17 protein-coding genes are annotated in these 26,046 nt (G+C 44.0%); 7 read left to right on the forward strand and 10 right to left on the reverse strand.

All coding sequences use genetic code 11. From position 1 onward, the window contains the following. The first annotated feature begins 358 nt into the window (after nt 1–358). The gene (locus AAEZ02_RS17295; protein ID WP_351124181.1) at nt 359–1,273 is read left to right on the forward strand and encodes an alpha/beta fold hydrolase; all 915 of its coding nucleotides are present in this window, start codon (nt 359–361) and stop codon (nt 1,271–1,273) included. 200 nt (nt 1,274–1,473) lie between these two features. Here the strand turns inward: AAEZ02_RS17295 and AAEZ02_RS17300 are convergent, their stop codons facing one another. Then, the gene (locus AAEZ02_RS17300) at nt 1,474–3,858 is read right to left on the reverse strand and encodes a PilZ domain-containing protein (protein ID WP_351089375.1); all 2,385 of its coding nucleotides are present in this window, start codon (nt 3,856–3,858) and stop codon (nt 1,474–1,476) included. Between the two features lie 494 nt (nt 3,859–4,352). Here AAEZ02_RS17300 and radA point away from each other — a divergent pair, with 494 nt between their 5' ends. Continuing rightward, complete coding sequence (radA, locus tag AAEZ02_RS17305; protein ID WP_101032498.1) at nt 4,353–5,732, forward strand: DNA repair protein RadA; 1,380 nt, start codon at nt 4,353–4,355, stop codon at nt 5,730–5,732. A gap of 94 nt (nt 5,733–5,826) precedes the next feature. On the opposite strand, the gene AAEZ02_RS17310 is transcribed toward radA, so the two are convergent. The 4 genes from AAEZ02_RS17310 to ubiU all read right to left on the reverse strand — a co-directional run bounded on the left by AAEZ02_RS17310 (nt 5,827) and on the right by ubiU (nt 10,353). Then, nucleotides 5,827–6,192 carry a PilZ domain-containing protein gene (locus AAEZ02_RS17310; RefSeq protein ID WP_101032497.1) on the reverse strand — a complete coding sequence of 122 codons (366 nt, stop codon included), beginning with the start codon at nt 6,190–6,192 and terminating at the stop codon, nt 5,827–5,829. Between the two features lie 158 nt (nt 6,193–6,350). Beyond that, the gene (locus AAEZ02_RS17315) at nt 6,351–7,682 is read right to left on the reverse strand and encodes a YjiH family protein (protein ID WP_372491460.1); all 1,332 of its coding nucleotides are present in this window, start codon (nt 7,680–7,682) and stop codon (nt 6,351–6,353) included. A 742-nt stretch (nt 7,683–8,424) separates the two neighbouring features. Further along, nucleotides 8,425–9,342 carry a U32 family peptidase gene (locus tag AAEZ02_RS17320; RefSeq protein ID WP_101032495.1) on the reverse strand — a complete coding sequence of 306 codons (918 nt, stop codon included), beginning with the start codon at nt 9,340–9,342 and terminating at the stop codon, nt 8,425–8,427. Between the two features lie 9 nt (nt 9,343–9,351). After that, nucleotides 9,352–10,353, reverse strand: a complete 1,002-nt coding sequence (gene ubiU / locus AAEZ02_RS17325) for a ubiquinone anaerobic biosynthesis protein UbiU (protein WP_124012062.1) — start codon at nt 10,351–10,353, stop codon at nt 9,352–9,354. Between the two features lie 140 nt (nt 10,354–10,493). Between ubiU and ubiT the strand changes: the two genes are divergently transcribed. Continuing rightward, nucleotides 10,494–11,003, forward strand: a complete 510-nt coding sequence (ubiT, locus tag AAEZ02_RS17330) for a ubiquinone anaerobic biosynthesis accessory factor UbiT (RefSeq protein ID WP_124012061.1) — start codon at nt 10,494–10,496, stop codon at nt 11,001–11,003. A gap of 564 nt (nt 11,004–11,567) precedes the next feature. Here the strand turns inward: ubiT and AAEZ02_RS17335 are convergent. Both AAEZ02_RS17335 and AAEZ02_RS17340 read right to left on the reverse strand, forming a co-directional pair. Next, nucleotides 11,568–13,037 carry an ice-binding family protein gene (locus AAEZ02_RS17335; RefSeq protein ID WP_351124184.1) on the reverse strand — a complete coding sequence of 490 codons (1,470 nt, stop codon included), beginning with the start codon at nt 13,035–13,037 and terminating at the stop codon, nt 11,568–11,570. A gap of 274 nt (nt 13,038–13,311) precedes the next feature. Further along, nucleotides 13,312–15,978: an Ig-like domain-containing protein gene (locus tag AAEZ02_RS17340; protein WP_351124187.1), complete on the reverse strand. Its 2,667-nt coding sequence runs from the start codon at nt 15,976–15,978 to the stop codon at nt 13,312–13,314. Nucleotides 15,979–16,543: 565 nt separating this feature from the next. Between AAEZ02_RS17340 and AAEZ02_RS17345 the strand changes: the two genes are divergently transcribed. From AAEZ02_RS17345 to AAEZ02_RS17360, 4 genes are all read left to right on the forward strand, one after another. Then, nucleotides 16,544–19,540: a PAS domain-containing hybrid sensor histidine kinase/response regulator gene (locus AAEZ02_RS17345; RefSeq protein ID WP_351124190.1), complete on the forward strand. Its 2,997-nt coding sequence runs from the start codon at nt 16,544–16,546 to the stop codon at nt 19,538–19,540. After that, nucleotides 19,540–21,129 (forward strand): sigma-54-dependent transcriptional regulator, encoded by a 1,590-nt coding sequence (locus AAEZ02_RS17350; protein ID WP_351124193.1) that lies wholly within the window; start codon nt 19,540–19,542, stop codon nt 21,127–21,129. The genes AAEZ02_RS17345 and AAEZ02_RS17350 overlap by 1 nt, the downstream gene beginning before the upstream one ends. Before the next feature lie 428 nt (nt 21,130–21,557). Beyond that, entirely contained in the window at nt 21,558–21,935 is a 378-nt protein-coding gene (locus tag AAEZ02_RS17355) for a PA2779 family protein (RefSeq protein ID WP_124012056.1), read from the forward strand. Nucleotides 21,936–21,965: 30 nt separating this feature from the next. After that, nucleotides 21,966–22,931 (forward strand): PA2778 family cysteine peptidase, encoded by a 966-nt coding sequence (locus tag AAEZ02_RS17360; RefSeq protein WP_233768563.1) that lies wholly within the window; start codon nt 21,966–21,968, stop codon nt 22,929–22,931. A gap of 112 nt (nt 22,932–23,043) precedes the next feature. On the opposite strand, the gene AAEZ02_RS17365 is transcribed toward AAEZ02_RS17360, so the two are convergent. The 3 genes from AAEZ02_RS17365 to AAEZ02_RS17375 all read right to left on the reverse strand — a co-directional run bounded on the left by AAEZ02_RS17365 (nt 23,044) and on the right by AAEZ02_RS17375 (nt 26,036). Continuing rightward, nucleotides 23,044–23,511, reverse strand: a complete 468-nt coding sequence (locus tag AAEZ02_RS17365) for a hypothetical protein (protein ID WP_101032485.1) — start codon at nt 23,509–23,511, stop codon at nt 23,044–23,046. 251 nt (nt 23,512–23,762) lie between these two features. After that, nucleotides 23,763–24,503 (reverse strand): ice-binding family protein, encoded by a 741-nt coding sequence (locus tag AAEZ02_RS17370; protein WP_101032484.1) that lies wholly within the window; start codon nt 24,501–24,503, stop codon nt 23,763–23,765. A gap of 1,275 nt (nt 24,504–25,778) precedes the next feature. After that, nucleotides 25,779–26,036 carry a YfhL family 4Fe-4S dicluster ferredoxin gene (locus AAEZ02_RS17375; protein WP_124012052.1) on the reverse strand — a complete coding sequence of 86 codons (258 nt, stop codon included), beginning with the start codon at nt 26,034–26,036 and terminating at the stop codon, nt 25,779–25,781. Nucleotides 26,037–26,046: the final 10 nt, after the last annotated feature.

Genomic DNA, 26,046 nt, shown 5'->3' on the forward strand with positions numbered 1-26,046 from the left:
CGCTGCAGATGTGCTAATACAAGACACCATGTTGATTTACGCGCGTTAGTGTTTTTATTACAGGCGTAGCGGGTAGGTCGTTGGCGCAGTGTACATTCTGATGAATGGCAAGCCTACATTAATTGCCGCTGCAGATGTGCTAATACAAGACACCATGTTGATTTACGCGCGTTAGTGTTTTTATTACAGGCGTAGCGGGTAGGTCGTTGGTGCAGTGTACATACTGATAAATGGTATTACATCATCTTAGCTCAGGATAAGCATTAAGGTTACCACTAGAATGAAGACTCTATTCTAGTTGTGTTTCACGGCAGTAGTGTTAGTTTGAGATTCATTATTACTAACATAACTGCCTATTTTGACAACAGATATCCAACAAGACTCACTGTTTATCCCTTACCGTAATGGCCAATTGCATCTGCGACACATTCGTCATACTACGCCAACGGCTCTTGGGGTGCCTATTTTGATGCTGCATGGTGCTATGTCTAATGGACGGGTGTTTTATAGTGACTCAGGCCGTGGTTTAGGCTGTTTTTTAGCTAAAGCTGGCTTTGATATTTATGTGATGGATACCGCGGGGCGAGGGTTAAGTGAGCCTAAAATTCATCGCGACTTTACTTTGGGTCAAGGTGAAGTGATCCGTGAACAATTGCCATTGGTGCAACAGTTTATTTTACAGCGTCATCCTTTAGTTAATAAAGTGCATTGGTGTGCCCATTCATGGGGCGGGGTATTAATGGCGAGCAGCTTGGCTCGGTATACTCATTTACAGTCAAGCGTTGCCTCGTTACTCACCTTTGGTTGTAAACGTACTATCAAGGTGAGATCACTTAAAAAATGGTTGATGGTCGATTTTTTCTGGAATCGGTTTGCGCCATTTTGCATTGCCAGGCAAGGCTATTTTGACGCCAGTCGATTTCGCGTCGGCATGGATAATGAGAGCAGTGCATCATTATTACAAACCATTGATTGGGTCAGGGGTGATTGGATTGATCATGACGATAATTTTCATTATGCCCAAGCGGCAGCAAAAGCAGTGTGGCCGCCAGCATGGTTTATCGCTGGTAAAAACGATCATATTTTAGGCAATCCATCCGATGTGCGCGATATGATAGATGAATGCGGTTTTAGCCAGGTTAAGTACACTTTGCTCGCCAAAGAAAAGGGCAATTTATTGGACTATGATCATGCGGGGATGTTGACTGATCGACAAGCCGAGCAAGATCACTTTGTACAAATTAAACAATGGTATTTATCATTGTCAGGTTAGTTAACCTTAGTTCGGGATAATAAACGGTTATCAAACAATCCTTTGTCCCGCTCACTGCGTTGTATTGACTTGCAATAGGCTCGCTCGATGCGCCTTGTTAGCAAAACAAATCTCAAGTTCGATATTAAATAGGTCAAATACTCTGATTTTGGTTTATTTATCCCAGCTCTTAAGCCGAGTTGAAGTGAGTTAAAGATTGGTTAAACAAGCGCCATTACACTTGGGAAACGGATTTCAACTTCAGTGGTAATATCCAATAATTCACCTGAACCGATAACTTTCCACAATTGTTCTTCCAACTGCTTTGCTCGGTGGTGAGCATGAATGTGGATATATTCTAGCTCGCGTCTAATATAGCTCATATCGGGCTTGTCTGTTGCTCCTACATACACTCTTAATGCCATAAAGCGACCGACTTTTTTACTCTGGGTAATAAATTGAATCTGTTGCGCGTTGTTACCCAGTTCAGATTTGAGCTTACATTGGATCTGCACTGCACCTCTAGGATGGCGAGTGAGTTGCATAAACACCTCAAAAAAGCCCATTTCGTGATTCGGTTTCATCAATTTGAGAGGATCTATAATCTGTTGTTTTAATACATTGTTGTCCAATAGTGGCAGTAAATTGTACTGCAGCACTTTGTCACTGTCTTGGGCAAATAGATGGCTGATTTCGTCGGTTGTCGTGCCGATACCGATATAAGCCATTTTTGCGGCTTTTACTGTTTTTTCGATAAAGTAAGGCACCCCAGGTAACTGACGCATAACAAGGTTTTTCATGCCATCGGCCAATTCTTTTTGTTGACCTTCATTATCTGATAATTGTTCGAGTTTTTGTTTATTGTGGGCAATGAGTTTATTTAAAAACTCGACGCCTTCGTGCGGTGAATGACCAATGGTGGCACTTAAATGCAAGGTCAATCCATTCATCCTGCTACGAATTAATTGATAAGGTAAATGGGTTAAATTGGCCTTGCCAGCTGCGGCTTGAAGACGTGGAAATGACAATGACACGGCACCAGGTTCAGTAAAGTTAGTTGATTGTTCTAAAGTCAGTTGTAAACCTCTGCTCGAAATATCATGAGAGATGCCTGTAACCTGTTTACCACCTTGTTCGATCGTCACTAAGGTTTTAAACACGAATCGAGCCTCATGGCGCCGTTCACTAAATGGCATGGATACTTTTTTGATACTGTTTTGGTTAACTTTAGCTTGAGCAAAAATCTTTAAGCCATTAACATCGGATTGAACAGACCAAGATTGATAGTCTTTACGAGCATCTTTATTAGTTAAATCAATTAATTGTAAAGTATGGCTAAATTGAGATAATTGTTGCTCTGTTAGGGCAGCATAGCGTGCATCATCACCCGGTAAGGTCGATGTTTTGTAGTTTTTACTGTGATCAATCGGCTGGGTGATAATTTTAAACACTCGCCAACTGGCTTTTGCTGAGGCAAAGCCTAGAAATAAATGGGTATTTTTGGTCGCTTTAAGCTCTGCTAAGTTAGCAGAATAAAAGTATAATTTACCGTTAGTCTTATGGGTAAAACTGAAGAGGTAGCAATAATCGCTATTGCTTGGGTATTTGATTAGTTGGCTTAAGCGCTTGCTATTAATTAAACTAGGCAACTGACTGATTTTATTTTCATCTTGAAAATAATGTTGGATCGGTTGGTTACCTCTACCCAGCAATTGGTGGGTTATCTCTGGCTTGCCGTTAATAATAGAAACAAACAGCGGTAAATGCGTTAATAGCGGTAAGTAGTGACGTTCATAACCCAATCCTGTCGCCGTTACAATGACGTCGTTGACATCCACTTTATAACGAAATTTATAGCTGCGGATAAGCTTGGATAGCACGTTATCTAATGCCTCTGCGCCGCCAAGTCTTTTCAGTCTAAAGATAGCACTATCATCTTTATTTTGAATATCGACTATTTGATAATCAACGCCTTGCTGTAAATCTTCTAGGTAAAATTCATCACCGAGTTCTAGTAGCTTTACCCGTAATGGCTTGTCTTGGTCTAAGTGATGTTTTAATGGCAACTTAATGCGGGCACCGCCGACGGATAAATCAAGGGTAACGCCATTAACTTCAGTTATTCCTTGCTGAGAAACCATAATCCGAATGCTATAATTCATGCGTTCTTCGCAGCGATTAAAGTAGCTGCCGAGTACGACTCCAGGTACAAGAAATGGATTTTCTTGGTTAACAATCTCGACTGGGCCATTTTCTCTTAGCTTAATGCGCCGTGATTTATGGGTTTGTATAACGTGCTCATATACCCCTAGGGTATATTTGTTACGGTATAACGGCAGTGCTTGTAACAAGGCTTCTTTAGCGGGTGCGTCTAGAAAGTGCTTTTGATTGGCGACGATGACTTCTTCACAGGGCAGTTCCGTTTTATGACGCAAATCAATAATTCGGGTGCATAAAGATGAGATACGGTTTAACTCCATTTTCAAAAGAAAACGGGTTGAATTAGATTCGTCAAAAGTTAACTGTTCGAACACGTCCTGAAAATCAGGTTCCATGAACAGTGGTTTGAGTTGTTCAATTAATGCACTGTGATTGTCTAAACTCATTATTATGTCGTTTCAAATGCTTATGGTGAGTCTGGCTGATATCTTTATCGGCAAGAAATTGCTGATCTTTATAGTAATATATATTTCAGTGATGTTCGAGAAGTATGCTGAAATGATATTGTGGGTAATTGATCCGCCATTAAGATTAACCTAGTGTATTAATGATAACGCGGCATTGATCTAACGCTTAGTCACGCTGGGTTCAAGTAACAAGTAACAAGTAACTAATAACAAGTGCAACTTGCTACTCACTTATGGCTTATTTATATCGTGTGTGGACAAGATTGTAACCGTTGGCAACGCTCTGGCTAAATCTGCTTGTTATAGTTGTTATAGTTGTTATAGGTATGAGTTGTTTAAGCAGCCATTTTTCCTTGTTGTTGATGATAAGTATAAGCAGTAAAAATAGTGTCTTAATAGCGATTATTTATTAGGGCTGGTACTGAATAAGTTGAATCGAATGTATTTAATTGATTTACAACATGGGAATTAACATGGCTAAAGCTCCAAAAATGACATTTGTTTGTGACGATTGTGGCCAAGATTATCCGCGTTGGCAGGGGCAGTGTCGTTGTGGTGCGTGGAATTCTTTGGTCGAAATGAAATTATCAGCATCAAAGAGTTCAACGTCACGGTCATCGGTACTCGGGTATGCGGGTGGAGTCGGCGGCGGCTCGAAAAAACTCAGTGAAGTTGAGTCAGAGGACGCCGAAAAAAGACTGACTCAGATAGGGGAGTTGGACCGAGTATTAAGCGGTGGCTTAACAACAGGGTCGGTGAATATTATTTCAGGTGATCCTGGTGCGGGTAAAACAACCCTGTTATCTGATTTGGTCGCGCGAATGTCGCAATCAATGGCTTCATTGTACTGTACGGCTGAAGAGTCATTATCTCAGTTTAAAAACCGGGTTAATCGTTTAAAGCTTAATTACAACGAAGATAACTTGTATCTGCTGTCTGAAACCAGCGTAGAAGCCATTATTGAGGAGCTAGACGCTAAGCAAATTAAGTTTGCCGTGATTGATTCTATTCAAGCTGTGGTTACCGATGCGGCAAATGGTAGCCCAGGGTCACCCTCACAAGTTAAAACAGCGGCACAGGCCTTTACCCAATATTGTAAAAAAAATAATGTCACCATGTTTATTATTGCTCATGTGAATAAAAATAACGAAATTGCCGGCCCGCAAACCTTAGTGCATATCGTGGATGCATTGTTACATATTGATACCAATGACGGTCAAATTCGGACTTTGCGCGCCAATAAAAACCGTTTTGGCGATGTTGATACCGTGGGTATATTCCGCATGAGTGAGCGCGGTATGCTCAGCGTTGATAACCCAAGCGAAATATTTCTATCAGGCTCGACCACTGACTCACCGGGTTCGACTATTACTTGTATACGTAAAGGTAACCGTAACTTACTGTTAGAAATACAATGTTTAACCACGGAAACTGAATCAGAGTTCCCACAACGCGTGTGTGTTGGATTAAACATGAATCGAATTAAGATGTTAACTGGTATTTTACGTAAACATACTAAAACTAAGATATTCCATGATACGTTTTTTAATATAGTGGGCGGTTTGAAAATTGATGAGTCAGAAACCTGTATCGACTTAGCGCTTGTAACCGCATTATTGAGCAGTTTAAATGACTTTGTGGTGCCTAGAACGACTTGCATCATGGGGGAGTTGAGCTTGAACGGCGATGTGCGCCCAATTGATAGTGGTGTGCCGAGGGTAAAGGAAGCTGCGCAGCATGGGTTTACGGAAATTTTTATTCCATTTCGTAATTATCATAAAACCATGGAAGGGCTTGGCGCAAAAATTATCCCCGTTAAAACTATCCATGAGTTACTTGAACTAATTAAATAACCCTCGATTGATAGCGCTGGAACTTGCGATTAACAGGGTAGGTCATTGACTTACCCTTTTGGCATATTTACTGACAATAATTATCGGTCGATTTTTAAGGTACAGGAGTGATTAAAGACGTAATTTCACGATTTAATAATTCTGCATCACCCATATTCAGTTCAATAATTCGGCGAAGGTGAGTAATACTTTCAACATCGATATGAGTACATTTTAAGCCAAGGTGCTCAGGTGTTTTATGCACAATGGCGGCTTGCATTTTTAGTTCGATATCAGAATCAGGTAACATAAACTCGAGAGTTAAGATGCTATTGAGTTGACCGGTATATCCTAGCGGTAGCTCAACTAATGCGCCATTGAGACTTAAATCTAAAATCTTAGTTCGCCAAGTTTGTTCTGTTTGTGCGATATAAGCACTGGCATCAAATAATATACGAGAAAATTTACGCCTGTTGTCCATGGTTTACCCTTATTTATCAGTACCGCTATGACACTGAGTCAATGTTTATCTTTCAAGCATACTTGATTTTTGTTGATTACGCAGAGAATATTTAGCATAAAAAAAGGAGCACGTTGTGCTCCTTTTTTATATTGAGTTATTAAGTTCTCTTGCTTCAACTACACCAGTAAATGGCCCATTAATGCAATTATAGGAAGCGTCACTAAGGTTCTTAAAATAAAGATAACGAATAGCTCAAAAAAGTTAACTGGGATTTTACTACCAATCAAAAGAGCACCTACCTCGCTCATATAAATAAGCTGAGTGACCGATAATGCGGCAATAACAAAACGGGTTAAGTCTGACTCAATAGAGCTGGCTAAAATGGAGGGAATAAACATATCGGCAAATCCCACCACAATCGTTTTCGACGCTGCGGTGGCTTCAGGGATTTGCAGCAGCTCTAATAGTGGAATAAATGGCATCCCTAAGTAGTTAAAAAGAGGGGTATGTTCAGCTAACACCAATGCGACGGTACCAATCCCCATAACAACAGGGATCACCCCAAATATCATATCAACAACGTTTTTAACCCCTTCAGTTAGGACATGCTTTATCCCACCGGCCTTAGAGGCGCGTTGCATTGCTTGTTCAAATCCCCACGAAAATACCCCATGACTGGCTGGGATGGTTTCGTCATCTTCATGGCGAGGGGTATCATCGATGTAATTATCTTTTTTCCATGATAGCGGAGGTAATTTAGGTACTATGATTGCGGCAACAAAACCGGCTAAACACACAGTGAGATAAAACGGGACAAAAAGGTGTTCAAGTTTGACTTGTGATATGACCACTAGGCTAAAGGTAATCGACACCGCAGAGAAGGTTGTGCCAATAACAGCCGCTTCGCGGGCGGTATAAAAACGAGTTTCGTATTGTTTGGTGGTCATTAAAATACCCACACTGCCGTCACCTAGCCAAGAGGCCATACAGTCAATGGCACTGCGTCCGGGTAAATTGAATATGGGACGCATCACTTTAGTTAATAAAGTGCCAAAAAATTCCAATAAACCAAAATTGAGTAATAGTGGTAATAACATGCCAGCAAAAATGAATACTGAAAACAGTACAGGCACTAAATCATTCAGTACTAAGCCACCGGTTGCCGATGAAATAATGGCGTCGGGTCCCACTTGCAAATAAACCATCACGATAAAGATTGCGCCTAATATTCGTATGGCTAACCAAAATAAATTCACTTTCAGCAAGGTGCGTAAAAAAGTGCTTTTACGCACGAATTTAGGATTAATGAGCTGAGTGAGCAACGAGGCTAATGCCATTAATACAACGATGCAGGTAACAATAAGCTGGATCGAGCTGCCCATTTGGCTTTGCAATGCTTTTGAGATAATGGCAATTGGAATGGTAATCGAACCTTCAATATTGATAGGCGTCATAAACAGTAGTAAGCCAATCAGTGACGGAATAATAAAGGTGAGAATTGTTTTAATGCTATGTTTTTTTTGTGTCACGTTAAATACACCTTACTTATGTGCTTTAAGTTGGCCAGCTGTGCTACCCAACGGTTTATCATGGACAGAAATTGAATGTCCATTCAGTTGTGTTTTTTGGGTAGGCAAGGTTACCCCCTTATCTGCTGTATGTAAAACGAATACTGAGTCGAATAGATATTAGTTAAATGTGAGTAGATATTTACTTAGGGGAAAGGTCAGGGTATATAATAAAACCCTAATCTAATCATTAGATTGGATATTTGTTGCTAAGGTGTTTTATCTTAGGCTTTATGTTGATATCCATTGTTTTAGCGCCATTAATGAGCACGGATATTCCCGCTAATTTTGATCACATTCTTTAAGCCATAATAGCTAGGACGGACTGCGTCCTTAGGGTCTAGGAATAGAGTGCCTGCGGCTGCTAGGACTCGAGGACACTTCGCTTCTAGGTTCTAGGTTCTAGGTTCTAGGGCGGACTTCGTCCTGCTAGGAAACGATAACAAGCGAACACTTCGCTGCTAAGATTTTATAGCATCTAGCCGCGCAGCGACCTAGGACCTAGAAGGAGCGAAGCACCGCCCTCTGGCGAGCTGGCGAGTTCCTAGAACCAATCAGTCGCGAAGCGACGATCTCTTATATTCAATCACTGCCTTTTTCAGTTATCCTAAGGGATCTTTGAAACGAGCATGTTGAAGTGACTTGGGTATATTCAGGACCCATTCGGAAGGTTTTTGGGATTTTAGGCACAGTCCATGCCGGGTAATCCTAACCAATAACCATTACAATGATGATTGATAATCGATGCATGGTTTTGATCATTTAACTGTTTTTTGATCAGGGTTTCAATATTCAGTGAGTTGTTTTTTGCATGCTCTAATGCATGGGCAAGATCTGAACCCATGGCAATATCGGTTAATTTATTGGGCGATATCCGCCAATAATCAATGCCCATATCCACCATCTGTGGGATTTGCTTAATCAGATTCACCTGTGCCGCTGACTGCGTTTGAATACCGTTCAAGCGTAATAAAGGTTGCGACTCCTGGGTTTGAGCCAGTAAACCTTTGCTGTGTCGTTGGCAAATTGTTTGGCATTTGTCTTTAGGAAGTTGGTAATGTTTGGCGGTAAAGCAACGCGCAGAATGAGCTAATGGTAAATACCCGTGGCCGAGCACTTCAATTTCAAACTTAGGTTTATTGCCTTGATTAATAACTGAACTTAACCATTGTTGTGATAGTTCGCAAGGCATCACAAAACGGAACATCCCTTTTTGATGCAATAAATCAAGACTGGTTCGATTGTAATTATTAATTGTTGGTCCGCACACAAAGGGAACTTTGGCTTGGTGCGCATAATGCACCGCAGCCATATCATTGGCTTCAATACTGAAATCACCATTCTCAATCGCCCGTTTTAGCTCATTGAGTTCAGATTGTGCTTCTATTAGTGCCATGGTCGATAGCACCACATGCTTACCATGAGATTTAAGCATATTGGCAAGGTTAAGATAGTCGTTAAACTTCAGTTCACGACGGCGACTGCACACGGTTTCACCCAAATAAACGGTATCAATATTACTTAACGCGACTTGATCATAGAAATGTTCAACGTCAGTTTTTGACCAGCAGTAACTAATTGGAGCAAGTGATATTTTCATTGTGCAACCTTATTGCCATTGACGCTCATAAGCGCCCAATGTAGTAATTTGACCTTCAGATACTTTTGCTAACGCTTGTGACCATTGCGGTTGTTCGCAAAAAGACTCGGGACTGGCCAAATAAGCGTCGATAGCACTGCGCCAAACGTGAGTGACTTGGCTAACATAAGCAGGGCTGCGCTGACGGCCTTCAATTTTGAGTGATTTGATCCCCGCACGGGCAAGTTCAGGTAATAAGCTTAAGGTGTTTAAACTGGTAGGTGATTCCAGTAAATATTTTGCATCATGATCGTATTCGGCAACATAACGGCCTTTACAGACCACGGGATAACCTAGTTGTTGGCTCGCATCGGCTTTATCGATTAACACATCATTGAGCCGAGTCAGCTTGTCGCTGCCAGCATCTTGCCAGCGCACATGGTTAGCAGGGGAACATGAGCCGCCTGTATTAGGTGATTGGCCTGTGACATAAGATGATAAATGACAGCGTCCTTCAGCCATGATGCATAAACTCCCAAAAGCAAAGACTTCAAGTTCAACCGGGCTCACTTTGGCTAAATCTCGAACTTGTTTCATTGACAGCACTCGCGGCAACACTGCACGCTCAATATTAAAAGCCTGTTGATAGAATGACAATGCACCTAGGTTTGTGGCACTGGCCTGTACTGATAAATGCAAGGGAAGGTGCGGGTAGTGCTGGTGGGCATAATCGAGCAATGATAGATCCGCTACTATGAGTGCATCCATGTTTAACTGTGCCGCTAAATCGACGGCTTGATACCAACGATGTTCTTCACCGGGTTTAGGAAAGGTGTTTAGAGTTAAAAAGACTTTTCGGCCTTGGCGATGGGCCAATTGGGTGGCTTGCGTTAGCTGTGAGGCCGAAAAGTTTAAGCCTGCAAACGAACGCGCATTGGTGTCATCTTTAAGTCCGAGGTAAACCGCATCAGCGCCGGCATTGAACGCGGCTTTCAGTGACGCTAAATTACCTGCGGGGCATAAGAGTTCCATTTTGGTGTGCTCATTTTTTTTTAAGAAGAGGAGTGTAAATGTGATTGAGTTAACATGATTTGATTTAAAACAGGTTTCGTTAGATCAATTACCAGTAAACTGACTCTATTACTCGTTCTATTTCCAAGTAGGTACTCTCGATGGCTCAAGCGTTTACACAACAATTATCGCAACACTTATCGCAACAGTTGTTACATTTTGCGCCTCAAGTTAGCCGTCGTTCATTGAACGTGATGCCGGAAAAGTTAAAAATAATCGTCATCAATAAACTACTGAATTTAGTGTTAGCTGAACAATTGATGTCAGATGAACTCCATTTTCTACAGCAAAAGTGGGTTGGTATTTGTGTCGACGATATTGGTTTACGTTTTGAGGTGAGTATGGACACACAATTACAGGTGCGATCTTTTACCCAGCCCGATGTGACATTCAGTGCCAATGTGCCTGAGTTAGTTTTGGTTGCGGCAGGTAAAGAAGATCCAGACACACTCTTTTTCCAGCGTAAATTACGCATTGAAGGGGATACTGAATTAGGGTTAGAAGTCAAAAATATGTTGCTGTCTATTGAATTAGAGAACTTACCTAAACCAGCGCAAATTGGCATTGAAAAATTTGCAAAAATGCTGCAAATATTAACAGCTAATGAGTGATTGCCTTGTTGTTTAATATAAAAAAACGGCGCATTTAGCGCCGTTTTTGCCGGTGTCAGATGCTCAATGTTGACATGACAACTTGTCCGTAAGCATGGCGAATTGATTTAGCCATGGGTTTTGTGACTCTGCTGTGGGTCTGAATTTATACCATCAATGGCACAAACCGATCCGCAAGTCGGCTTGTCGAAGTGATCCTCGCCTCCAGTGCTGCATGGACCCAATGTTCTACGCATTCAGAGTCTTATGCATTCAGTGTCGGTTTTATCACCATCGCCGAAAACCCATTGACCGACACTAAGCGACGTCGGTGGGGTGTTCATAACAGCTTCACCTATGGTGATAACCTTTTAGGGCATTCGGGTTTTGCATCACAATGAATGTCGCTATCGTCGCTATTAATACCATAAAAATATCCGCTAAACTGAGTTTAGCGGATATTGATTTTCTGACGCAAAGCGTCAAAGGATGGTGACATATTGCCAGTGCTAGACTAGTGCTAGACTCTTTATTGCTAGAATATTATTGCTAGAATATTAGTGCTAGTCATCGCTAGTAACAGATTTACTCAGCGGACTCGACCACGATATTATGATCTAAGGTGACGGCCGTTTGGGTCATCAATCTGCCGTTAACCGTCGCGTCCGTATTTAAGCTTATGCCTTTTTCAGCCAAAACCACACCCTCAAAATGCACCGTTGTATCAAGTGCCACACCGGCACTTCCGGCCACTTGCCAGAAGATATTTTTTGCCTGAGCGCCGCCTTCTAAAGTAATACGACTGGCACCCTCTTGAGTAAGGTCACCTGCTATCTGAAAAATCCACACGTCATTGGCACTGCCTGAAAGGGTCACATTGGTAGTGATCAACACACCTGAACTCCACTTATATAGACCTGGCTCTAACGTCATGCCACTAATATTACCGGCACCGAGTTCAGTATAGTCGGGTAACGTTCTGCCAGCAGCATCGTTATAGGCTGTGCCCATATCAAGCACGGCTTGGGCAACCAGAGTATTATCAGGTGCTGCGCCTTTAAAGCAGTTAACTACACCACTACCTGTGTATCCGACGTCTGAGCCATAAATAGTACCGTTGATTTCAGAACACGTTACATTGTCCATCGCAGCCGACGTGATAGGGCTTGCACCTATGTCGCCTGTTATAGCGGAAGCTGGAACATTGGTAATACCAGATTTAGTCAAAATGGCAAAATCCCCAGCAGTGCTTAAGTTAACCGGTTTTGGCCCAAGAGCCGCGGCAGCACTAGTGGTAAAACTCCAGCTGAATTTCGTCGCTAATAGATTAGCTGGGATCGCCAAATCGGCGATAGCAGTAGTCAGGGTCGCGGTATAGAGCGTATTGGCCGCTAAATTATCATCTGGATTGAAGCTTGCCTTGGTGCCTTGAAAACTAATCACACCCGCGACAAGATTTGTACCATCACTTAAGGTAAAGCTGGATCCGTTTACCGTATTAGGATCAAGCGCCTCACTAAAATCAGCGGTCACATTTCTATTCAAAGCAAAATTCTTGGCTAGATCAACCGGGTCGTTTGATACTATCTGTGGTGCAATAACATCATGCAACGCAGAGGTGGTAAATGACCAGCTAAAGCCACTGGTCAGCGCGACGCCTTTAGCATTTTTTACATCCGTTGTGATTGATACTTGGTACTGAGTGTTATACGTAAAATCACTGTTTGGGGTAAACACAGCGGTATGACTCGTTTCATTATAAGAGACGGCTCCTACCACGACGGTTTCGCTGGCATCTTTTACAATAAAGCTGGCATCATTAATCGTTTGCCCATCCATGGCTTCATTGAAAGTTACTGTGACCTGTTGGTTGATCGCCACATTAGCCGCAAGATCACTTGGATTGCTGATATTAATAGTCGGCACAACTTCTGGCGCAATGACGGACACAATAGCTGGATCGTTGTTATCGTCACTACAACCCGCGACTAAGGTAAGCAGCACTGCGGCGCTAGCCCACATCGGCTGAGTAAAATATTTTTTGCTTGTGTGCATATTTTGTATCCTTTAAAAAAATTTAACCTCGCAACACCAAGAATGCTTACGTCCTTCATCGGGAATAGAGCCGATAAATAGATTTTCTTTGCTGCTGTGAATGGTCGGTTATGCCAAAAGGCATTCATTGATAGGTAAATGGTTTATCGGTAACGGTGCTTAAAAATCGCAATGTTTTGCGCTTATATCAGCACCGCTTAGGGATCCTTGAGGAGACAAGCTATCTGTCTCCTCGGTCTTTTGTTAAGTCGACTCGTGTCAGTCGACCGTCAAACTAAGGTTTTTTGGTTATATCATTGGATTCCAAAGTAACCTCTTCCGTAACCGCCATTAGTCGACCTGTGACGATAGCATCGGTAAGCACATTCACTTTTGACCAAGCGAAGACATTGCCAGCGAAGCTGGTGCCAGTGCCGATAACGGTTTTTCCTGCGGTTCTCCAATAGACGTTCTTTGCCTGTGCGCCATTGCTAAGGACAATGTCGCCACCTGGAGCACCAGTAGATAGATCACCGCCTATGGTAAAGATGAACACAGAATCAGGCTCTCCTTGAGCATCAAGCGTAAGAGTACCGGTCTGAATAGTGACGTTAGATGCCGTTTTATAGACACCACGAGTCATGGTCAGATTACCCAATTCAATCGGAAGCACCTGAGTAGCAGCGTTTGGATTAGGATCTTTCGCGAGAAAGCTATAGGCAATACCTAAATCAGTTCTCGACTGATTGATAAATGCAACCATTGAGGCATAAGGCACAGGGATCACATAAGGGGGTGTGCTGTCGTCGCCCGCATAAGATAAGCCATTGGTCAGTTCATCAAGTTCGCCTGCCTTCACTCCAGGGGTAAAGCCTGCATAATAAGAGCGTGCTTGGTCAAGAATAGCCAAGTCACCACCGACAATGGCAGAACCACTCGTGGTCGTAATGGCCTGTGAGGCAAGGATGGCAAAACGCGCCACTTCACCCAATTCTGGTGCTAGCGGGTTATTGAGTATCGCTTCTTCGACCGTCAGGTTTGTTTCCGCTGATTTGCCGTCTAGTGTTGTAATAATGACGGATGTACCGACATCAACGCCGCTAGCGAGACCGCTGTTTGACTTACCGTTGGCATTCATAGTGGCTACCTGTGTATCGGCAGATGACCAAGTAACTGATGAGGTGATATTAATTTCGCTAGTGTCAGAATAAGTTCCTGTAGCAGTGAACTGTTTCGTATTACCGTTAGAAATTATCGGATCACTCGGCGTTACTGTAATTGAATCCAGCGTCGCATTTATGACAGTCAAGTTGCTATCATCGGATATCGTGTCTAAGGTTGCCGTAATAAGCGACGAACCTGCATCAATACCAGTGGCAAGACCGTTAGTATCTATCGTTGCTACTAAGAGATCTGTTGATGACCAGATCACCTTTGTCGATACATCATGAACAGAGTCGTCTGAATAAGTGCCGGTGGCAGCAAACTGCTTGCTCATACCCTTGATAACGCTCGGAGTAGCTGGCGAAACAACTAATGAACTCAATATGGCATTAGTGACAGTTAATGTTGTACTACCTGATGTAGCACCTGATGTTGCGGTAATATCTGACGTACCAGAGGCCACGCCACTTGCAAGACCATTAGTGTTTACTGTAGCAACACTGGTATTTGCAGAAGACCACTCAGCTGAGGCCGTGATGTCAGTCGATGTTCCGTCTGAGAAAACCCCTGTAGCTTTTAATTGTTGCGTTTGGTCTTTGGGAATACTTGGATTGCCTGGCGTTACCGTAATTGAAGATAACGTCGCATCCGTAACCGTTAACATTGAAGTGGCTGATATCGCGCCTGAGGTTGCGGTAATAACCGACGACCCAGTGGCAATACCTCTTGCAATACCACTAGAGACCACTGTCGCAACACTGGTATCAGCCGATGACCAAGTCACTGAGGTGGTGATATCAACAGATGTACCATCGGAATACGTACCGGTAGCAGTAAACTGCTCGGTCAAGCCATTGGCAATGCTGGGGTCAACAGGTGTTAGCGCAATTGAATTCAACACCGCATCCGTAACAGTTAACGTTGAAGTCGCTGATTTAGCACCAAAAGTTGCGGTAACAACTGAGGTACCCGTGGCAAGGGCACTCGCCAGACCACTATCATTTACTGTCGCAACGTCGGTCTCTGCAGATAACCAAGTGGCTGACGCCGTAATGTCAACTGAGATACCGTCTGAATAAGTCGCGGTCGCGGTCAACTGCTGGGTCAAGCCTTTGGTAATGCTTGGGTCAATGGGCGTTAACGCTATTGAGCTTAAAATAGTATCTGTGATGGTGAGCTCAGTCGTTGTTTCCTCAGAGCCTAAAGAAGCGGTAATAAGCGCAGAGCCTATGGCAACGCCGCTGGCAAGGCCACTCTCATTCACTGTGGCAACTTGGGTATTGGCAGAGGACCAAGTGACTGATGCGGTGACATCTGGCGACGTGCCGTTCGAATAAGTACCAGTAACCATGAACTGTTTGGTCAAGCCATTGGCAATGCTCGGATTAGCTGGTGTGATGGCCAGATAATTGAGCATTGCATCGGTGACGGTTAGCGTGGTTGTTGCCGATTGCACATCTGATGAGCTTATAGATGCTGTAATCGCAGCTGAACCTGGGATAACCCCTGTGGCGAGACCGCTGCCATTGATTGTGGCAATAGCCGAGTCATCAGATGACCAGGTTGCCGAGCTGGAGATATCAGACGAGGTGCCGTCCGAATAGGTGCCTATAGCAGTAAACTGTTGCTTCAAGCCGGCGGGCAAGCTTGAGTTGGCAGGGGTAATTTCTATGGATGATAGTACGGCCCCATTATCGTTATTAGTGTCGTTATTATCGTCGTTATTACAACCCGCTAAGAGGAAAACTCCCAGCAGCATCGTAAATAGAAGCGATGCCTTTTTGTTAAATATATTCATACCATTATTCCTTAGAAATTCTGTGAAATTACGTTTACATTCCCTTTACTTTTCCGTCTTCTTCCTGCTTATTGTTGATGGCGACAATGACTGATAATCAAGTTAGATTCTCTGTTGTGTGATCTTATCTGTTTACTGAAAAAACTAGACCTATTTTCCGGGTGAGATAGTGGTAACGTTAATATAGTTAAAGCAACAATCACGCCAATAAGTTAAAGTTGTCAAATATAATTAAATAATTGTTTAGTAACAATTGTTTAATACTATATATTCATTAATTACACCGACGAGGCAGGAATATTCTAGGCCTCAGCATATGACAGAACCGTAATATATGGAGGGGTTTGTGTTGTAAAAACAGTAAATAGTACGGTTTTCCAGAAGAATAAATTTAAGCGTTTTACGTCATAAAATGTTATATTTACGCCACTGAAAAAATACCTAAAAGGCCTCAAAGGCCGCATTGAAATTGCTTCCTTTGTTTCCTCCCGCATATCTGTTTTGCCTGTGTGAAGCCAGATAGGTCGTTTCGGCTAGGATCAACGGATAGTGATAGAGATTCGTCATGAAAAGTAACAATAAAATAATTCCGTCAAGCTTAGCCAAGTCTGATGCAGAGCGGTTTAACGCGGCAATTGAAGAGATCACCGAGCACAGGCAGGCTGAAGAAGCACTGCTCAATGCCGGGGCGCTGCAGCGGGCTATTTTCAATAGCGCTAATTTCTCCTGCATTGCTACCGATGCTAAAGGCGTCATCCAGATTTTCAACGTCGGCGCCGAACGGATGCTGGGTTACTTGGCCGATGATGTGGTGGACAAGATCACGCCTGCCGATATTTCCGATCCCCAGGAAGTGATTGCGCGTGCCGAGGCGCTCTCAGATGAACTTGGCACCTTGATAGAGCCTGGCTTCGATGCGCTGGTATTCAAGGCGACACGCGGGATTGAAGATATCTACGAATTGACTTACATCCGTAAGGATGGCAACCGCCTTCCTGCCGTGGTATCGGTCACGGCACTGCGCGACGAGCAGGAGGCGATCATCGGTTATCTGTTGATCGGCACCGATAATAGTGTTGGCAAACAGGCAGAAGAAGCGCTGCTCAAAGCGGGCGAACTGCAGAGTGCCATTTTCAACAGTGCCAACTTTTCCAGTATTGCCACGGATGCGGAAGGCGTTATCCAGATATTTAACGTGGGCGCCGAGCGTATGCTGGGTTACACAGCGGAAGAGGTGATGAACAAGATCACCCCAGCCGACATTTCCGATCCCCTGGAGGTTATTGAGCGCGCTAAAGTACTCAGTCTTGAACTTGACACCCCGATCACCCCCGGCTTCGATGCGCTAGTATTTAAGGCGACACGCGGGATTGAAGATATCTATGAATTAACCTACATCCGTAAGGATGGTAGCCGCTTTCCGGCGGTAGTGTCGGTCACAGCACTACGCGACGACGAGGAGAGCATCATAGGTTATCTGTTGATCGGCACCGATAACAGTGTCGGCAAGGCAGCGGAAGAGGAAATTATCAAAGCGGGCGCATTGCAGAATGCCATTTTCAATAGTGCCAACTTTTCCAGTATTGCCACCGATGCACTCGGCGTGATCCAGATTTTCAATGTGGGCGCCGAGCGAATGCTGGGCTACACAGCAGATGAGGTGATGAACAAGATCACCCCCGCCGACATTTCCGATCCACAAGAAGTTATCGAACGCGCCAAAGTTCTGAGTCTTGAACTTGACACTGCGATCACGCCCGGGTTCGATGCTTTGGTGTTCAAAGCCCGGCGCGGCATTGAGGATATCTACGAGCTGACCTACATCCGCAAGGACGGTAGCCGCTTTCCGGCGGTCGTGTCGGTAACCGCGCTCCGGGATGAGCAAGACGCTATCATAGGTTATCTACTGATCGGCACCGACAACACCGCGCGTAAACGCATCGAGCAAGAGCAAAAAGAACTCAGTCAGCGCCTGCAAGACCAACATTTTTATACCCGTAACCTGATTGAATCCAACATCGATGCACTGACGACTACCGATCCGTCCGGTATTATTACCGATGTTAACAAGGAGATGGAGCTGCTCACGGACTGCAGCCGTGATGAAATGCTCGGTACGCCATTTAAAGACTACTTTACCAATCCGGAGCTTGCCGTGGCTGGAATAACAAAGGTGCTATGTGAAAAGAAGGTCACCGACCTTGAGCTCACCGCGCGCGCCCAAAACGGCCAGGAGACGGTAGTCTCCATTAACGCGACCACTTTTTATGACCGGGACAATAATCTGCAGGGAGTGTTTTACGGTGCCCGCGATGTGACTGAGCGCAATCGTTTGGATCAAAAATTACAGGACAAAAATGTTGAGTTGGAAAGTGCCACTATGGCAGCAGAGAAAGCCAACCTCGCCAAATCCGATTTTTTGTCTAGTATGAGCCATGAACTGCGTACGCCACTTGGCGCGATCCTCGGTTTTGCTCAACTACTAGAGTCGAGCACGCCACCCCCGCAGCATACGCAGCAAAAAAGCATTGCTCAGATCCTCAAGGCGGGGTGGTATTTGTTGGAGTTAATCAATGAAGTCCTCGATCTGGCGTTGATTGAATCTGGCAAGCTGCCCATGTCAATCGAAACGATTTCGCTGGACGAAGTGATGCAGGAATGCATCTTGATGAGCGAGCCGCAAGCGAAAACCTATGGTATCAAGATGATCTTTAACCGTTCGGACTCGATAAACTTTGTCAACGTCGATCGGACCAGGCTAAAGCAGGTGATTCTTAATCTGCTTTCCAATGCGATTAAATACAATCGTGAGGGTGGCAGCGTGATATTAGAAAGCAGCCAAAGCACGGAAGATATGATCCGGATCAGTGTCCGCGATACAGGTGAAGGATTGTCAGAGGAGCAACTTGGGCAACTTTTCCAACCGTTTAACCGTCTGGGGCAAGAAGCCAATAATCAAGAAGGAACCGGGATCGGGCTGGTGGTCAGTAAACGTTTGGTCGAATCGATGGACGGCATTATCGGTGTACAAAGCCATGTCGGCGTTGGCAGCGTGTTCTGGTTTGAACTGAAGCGTACCGTCGACTCCTTATCTAACCTTGATGCGACGACATCAATGCCCTTGCTACCATTTCAATGTGAGGACCCTGAACGGTTGAAAAGCTTGCTCTATGTTGAGGATAATCCTGCTAACTTGATGCTCGTTGAGGATATCATTGCCCGTCGACCCAATCTGCGTTTTCTCAGTGCTACGGACGCCGTCAGCGGTATCGAGATGGCGCATACCTATCAGCCGGATGTGATCTTGATGGACATCAACCTGCCGGGGATCAGCGGCTTGACCGCATTGCATATTCTCAGGGAAGATCCGACCACAGCCGCTATCCCGGTGGTGGCACTGAGTGCGAATGCCATTCCTCGCGATATTGAGAAAGGTCTGGACGCCGGCTTCTTTCGTTATTTGACTAAACCGCTGCGGATTAATGAATTTTTGAAGACATTAGACATCGCGCTTGAATATACCAATCAGTCAGCAGATATCCCCAATAATGAGGTGACCTGATGACGATCACTGCAACGGACATTCTCAATGCCAAGATTCTGATTGTCGATGATCAAGAGCCTAATGTGACTCTGCTCGAGCAATTACTGCTTGAAAGCGGCTATACAAGGGTGACGACAACCATGGATCCTCAAGCTGTTTGTGACCTAAATGCTGAAAACCATTATGATCTTGTTCTGCTTGATCTGCAGATGCCGAGGATGGATGGATTTGAGGTGATGGCAGCGCTTAAGGCTGACGATCCGGCCGACTATTTACCTGTGCTCGTTCTCACCGCCCAACCAGGCCATAAACTGCAAGCACTACAATCTGGTGCCAAGGATTTTATCAGTAAACCTTTTGATCTGGTCGAAGTCAAAACGCGCATCCATAACATGCTGGAAGTGCGCTTGCTTTATAAGCAACTGGAGAGCAGTAACGACACACTGGAAGATACAGTGCAAAAACGTACGGCAGAGCTGCTCCGCATTAATCTGCAATGCACCGAGGAAATAGAGGAACGTAAAAAGGCCGAAGCGTCACTGCAAGGAACGTATACAGAAATTAAACAGTTGAAGGACAAACTTCAGGCAGAGAACGTTTATCTGCAGCAAGAAGTGGCGCGGCAGTTTAATTTCGACGAAATTATCGGTAACAGCCAACTGCTCTCGCAGGTGTTTCATCAAGTTGAGCAAGTTGCGCCTATGAATGCGACCGTACTGTTGCTTGGTGAGACCGGCACAGGTAAAGGCTTAGTCGCCCGCGCTATCCACAGCCGCAACGCACGCAAAAAAAGTCCGTTGATCACGGTAGACTGTACTACCCTGCCAGCAACGCTGATCGAGAGCGAGCTGTTTGGCCGGGAGCGGGGCGCTTTCACCGGTTCCGATAGCAAACAGATAGGTCGTTTTGAGCTGGCCGATGGCGGCACTCTGTTTCTTGATGAGATTGGCGAAATGCCACTCGAGATGCAGGCCAAACTGCTCCGAGTGATTCAGGATGGCGAATTTGAACGCCTGGGGAGTCCTCACACAATTAAGGTCGACGTGCGCATTATCGCCGCCACCAATCGCAATCTGATTGATGAAGTGCGTAATGGTAAGTTCCGTGAAGATCTCTATTATCGGCTGAACGTATTCCCGATCACCTTGCCGCCACTAAGGCAACGTAAGGAAGATATTCCGTTGCTGGTCAACCATTTTGTGGCTAAATTTAATAAGAAAATCGGCAAGCAGATTGATATCGTCAGTAACGCGGCCCAGAACACCCTGCAGCAGCATCACTGGCCCGGCAATGTACGAGAGCTGGAAAGTGCCATTGAACGAGCTGTGATCCTCAGCGCAGGAACATCACTGCAGATCTTAGATCGCTTTGATAGCTTTGACAAACGAGTGTCTAGCAACGATCGCTTCGATGGCGTTAACAGACGAGTACCTAGGGAGGAACCTTCGGTTCAAACGCTGGTTGAGTTGGAGCATGAGCATATTCTTAACGTGTTGCAGCAGACCAATTGGCGCATTGAAGGCCAGCAAGGTGCGGCAGTGATCCTCGGACTCAACCCCAGCACCCTGCGTGCCCGAATGCGCAAATATGGCATAGTGCGGCATTAACATTAACTGCGGCACTACAATTAATAAGCAAAATAGGGGCAAACATGTTAGATTTTTAAGCGCAATATTGTGGCTTAATATACCCAAATAACCTCGAAATGGACTATTGATCATGTCGAGAAGTAACAGCGTTCAAGGTTCTAAGAATAGGACGCCTACGGCTGCTAGAGCGACCTTTGGTCTGCTAGGTTCTAGTGTTGCCTCGCTGCTAAGATGTTATAGGATCTCGCCGCGCAGCGTCCTAGCATCTAGGACTGGTAATGTGAGTCGCCGCAGTTCCCAAATCAATTCACAAATCAGTCCCCAAATAAGCAACAACTATTTACCTTTCTTGTCTAGCGGGTATCATCCCGATATAGCTTGTTATTGCTCAAAATTAACTCTACTCTCTATGAGAAATTTACATTCGCTAAACCAAAGGAAATCCAATGAAAAAAGTTCTCGCAGTCGCCGCAGTTATGTTAACTTATTTGACTTGTATTTCGGGTGCCTACGCCGGCATAGTTTCCTCCGAGCAGGTTATCGTCCAACAGCAAAATATATATAATAAACAGCAAGTTCTCGAAATGTTCAACAGCGCTGAGGTTCAAGACAAACTGGTGGCACTTGGGGTCAGTCTCGAGGATGCAGAGATGCGCATTGCCAGTATGACCGATCAGGAAATAAATCAATTAAATACCCAGATGAATGATATGCCTGCAGCTGCTGGCGTAGTAGGGGTTGTCGTCACAGTATTAGTTGTGTTGGTGGTGCTCGATTTGGTGGGTGTTACCGATGTATTTTCCTTTATTCGGCCGATAAATTAAATCGTATTTTCAAGCATGAATGCCATCAGCATGTTCACAAAAGCCATGTGTATTACTGGCTTTTGTTTATTTCTCAGCGGCTGTCTGTCGATACCACCCCAGACCGCCATATTGCTAGCCAACCCGCCCGCTATTGCGCATAAACATCAAATTACTGGGGTGCCTTTTTACCCTCAAGAGGATTATTTCTGTGGCCCCACCACGCTCGCGGAAGTATTCAATTTTTATGGGGTAATCAAAACGCCGCAACAAATAGCGCCGGCACTGTTTATTCCAGAGTTGCAAGGCAGTTTACAAATTGAAATGGTTGCAGCTGCACGTCAACAGGGGCTGCTGGCCTATGCAGAATCAGGCAATCTGACCCAGCTACTGTCTTTGGTGAGTGAAAATATTCCGGTCATTATTTTACAAAATGTATCGACCTCATGGTATCCAATGTGGCATTACGCAGTGGTGACAGGTTATGACTTGGATAAGCAGTATGTGCGGTTGCATTCAGGCACCAATAAAAATCGTATTGCCGAACTGAAGGTATTTGAACGAACCTGGCTGCGTGGTCAGTATTGGTTGTTGGCTGCCGTGCCAGCGGATAAAACCAGTTTACATTTTGATCCTTTCATTTATGCCAGCGCCGCTCAGGATCTGCTCAGTAGTGGTAAAAGTACTCAAGGGATCAGTGCCCTTGAAAATGCCACCAGACAATGGCCTGACTACTGGCTAAGTTACTTTTTACTCGGCAATTATTATTTAGCCATTGATAACGCCCAGGCCGCTTTTTGGTATCAACAGGGATTGACTTATATTGATCAACAGGCTGAGCAACAGGCCGCCTATTTAAATAACTTCGCCTATAGTTTGTCTTTGTCTGGTTGCAAACCGCGTGCGATGGAAATGATTGAAAAAGCGCGTAGACTTCAACCCGAAGATAGCAATATTCGCAGCAGCCAAAAAGACATAGAAAAAATGCCTGATAACGCGAGTTGCTCAGTCAATTAAGCTAACATTATTCAAGATGACAATAAAACTGAGCGCTGTTGATATTGCTGAAGACTTTACTCTCATTGAATAATGGATAAACAGTCTATAAAAACAATATTACGACTTGGGGTTAATCAGCCGATGTTTGGGTGTTTTTTGTAAAGTGCAGAAAAATAGCTAAGGCAATCAAAAGTAATGCAGTACTGCAAATAATGGCGACTGGATAATATAAATTACCGGCGAGATCGAGTTGACTATACTTAATCACCATAATTAATCCCTCAAGCGATAGCGCAATACAAACCGTTCCGATAAATCTAGGAATCGTTCTCCTTAAGATGGCAACAGCATCACTCTCACTTTCCTCATGGCCTGAATATTCTTTATTTATCACCAAAGCCAACTCAAATACTGCAAGCGCGATGATCCCAGTATTGATGCTACTCAAAAAAATCTGCATGATGTCAGTTCCATTTGAAATACCTTTGAAAATGGTCGTCATTAATGAAAACATAATAGCCACAGTTAAGCCTAAAAAAATCATTGTGAATGATTTTGCTAAAATACTTTTAATCCAAAAAAATAATTTATTATTCATCTTACCTTCTGTTATATTTTAACGTTTATACATCACCGAATGGTCAGGGAAAGCCTTTAGCGTTAGCGTATTTAACGTGTAACCTACCAAATAAAAGCACCTCCATTGATTTGCTTCAAAATAATTAAAAAAGCTTGAAAAACCAATGAAATAAACCAAAAAAAACAGGATGACAGAGCTGAACTTGTAATCCTGTTAAATTGACTTGTAGGGAAAATATTTACCTAACATCTCCCCCTCTTACTTGCTACTTATTCAGCAGGCTGAGTAATGGCATTTTGTTGTAAAGTCACTGCCGTTTGAGCTAATAATCGACCGTTGATAGAGGTGCCGGTATTTACGGCAATCATCGTTTTACTCAGTACGATACCTTCAAAATGTGAGTTCGTTCCAAGCGTTACCGAGCCTGCGACCTGCCAGAAAATGTTTTTGGCTAGTGCGCCACCCGCTAACGTTACGTTCATTGCATTAGCCTGATCAAGATTACCTGCCACCTGCATAATCCAGACATCATTTGGGCCGCCAGAAAGGGTGACATCTTTACTGATATTAACGTCTGAAGACCATTTGTAAAGACCTGGAGCCATCGTTAGGCCGCCAATTTCGCCGGCACCAAGTTCATTGAAATCCACTGAAACACGTCCTGCGGCGTCGTCATAAGCAAATCCCATGTCACCCACAGCCAATTCTAGGTAGCTTGCTGAATTTATCGCGCAGGGTGCTGGGCCCGCAGCATCAACCGTGTAAATAGCGCCGGTCACTTCATTACAGTTAAGTAGTAGCGCCGCACCTGTGATAGGGCTAGTGCCGACATCACCAACAATGGCAGAACGATAAACATCAGTAATGCCAGATTGGCTCAAAATAGTGAAAGAACCTGCGCTTTTAAGATTAACTGCCGTTGGGCCAGCAGCCATCGCATTTCCAGCAAATAAACCACCAATAACTAATGGCAACAGTAATTTGTTTAAATTGTTTTTAAGCATGATCATCATTATTTCCCTTATAAGGAATGTTAAATTGAGTAGTAACAAGATTGTTACTACTTTCGGACTGGTTGTCCGTTCTATTGAGGTGTTTTGCAACGAGTATGCCAGAATTAATATCGAACCTGAATTAAGCTAATTTATTGATATAAATACTATTTTTCTGTGCTTGAATAATATCAACTGCTAAACTATCAAATACCTAACTAGCATATTTACCTGAACTACCATATTTGATAGTTTCCGTATAACTATTTAAGGGTTTACATACATTATCGAATAACTAATCACCGTCGTTTGAAGGCGGATTATGTTATCTGATCGGGTGATAAGTTCGAGTGAAAGCCCCTGGTTGTCGCTGAATCGGTGAAGTAAGAAGGCCATAGACTTTCAAGCTTAACTAAGGCCAAGCTCATCGTTCGCATCAGTGAGGTCAATGGCAACGTCATCTAATGTATTGGGATGATGTTGGTGGTGCCAAGGGCTTTGAAAATCTGGCTAACGTCGATTTTTTGTTGCCTCAAAGGCATACATCCAAGCGCCACTATTCCCAGAAATATCCTCTCGGCGCGATAATCTGTTAATGCATACTCAAAGTCGCCATCGCTGATAAGCAATAATTAATATGGAGATATTAAGAGATCGTGCGGTTAACGTTTTGTCGTCAGCTTAGGTTGACGAATAAACCCCTCTGTCACCATTGCTGATGTTGCCATCGCGGATAAGCCATAATATGGAGGTGTTAAGAAAGGGTGCGGTTAACGTTTTGTCGTTAACTCAGATTGGCTAATAAACCCCTCTGTCGCCATTGCTGATAAGCCATAATTAATACGGAGGTGTTAAGAAGGGGGCGGTTAACGTTTTGTCGTCAGCTTAGATTGGCGAATAAAACCCTCTGTCACCATTGCTGATAAGCCATAATTAATATGGAGGTGTTATGAAATCGTGCGGTTAACGTTTTGTCGTTAACTCAGATTGGCGAATAAAACCCTCTGTCACTATTACTGATGTCGCCATCGTGGATAAGCCATTATTAATATGGAGGTGTTAAGAAAAGGGCGGTTAACGTTTTGTCGCCCGCGTTGTCTGCTTGACGGTTAATGTCCTCATCTCGTTTCCTAATCTTTGACATGGGTTGCCTAGATCATCCAATAGCATTGGTCATTATCTGTTAGATAGGTCTTTATTTATGGCGCAGCGCTCTCTATTGTTGAATGTACAGTCGTTTCGTTAAAGGTAATGACTGTCGGTGGCATAGGTTCAACATAGTCCTTGCCGGTGTTAATCTGCCAGTTTGCCCGTGATTGCTGCGTATTTTATTAATAGCGCATCTTGTGACTCTATATGTTCTGGGTCGGGATCAATACAATCAATGGGACAAACCGATACACAAGTCGGTTTGTCGTAATGCCCGACGCATTCAGTGCACAATGCGGGATCAATTTCATACACCTCTTCACCCATAGTGATAGCCTCATTAGGGCATTCGGGTTCGCACATGTCACAATTGATGCAGCTATCGTCAATGATTAATGCCATAAAAACCTTA

The sequence above is a fragment of the Shewanella sp. T24-MNA-CIBAN-0130 genome (genome assembly GCF_040310185.1).
In the GTDB taxonomy this organism is placed as follows: domain Bacteria; phylum Pseudomonadota; class Gammaproteobacteria; order Enterobacterales; family Shewanellaceae; genus Shewanella; species Shewanella psychromarinicola.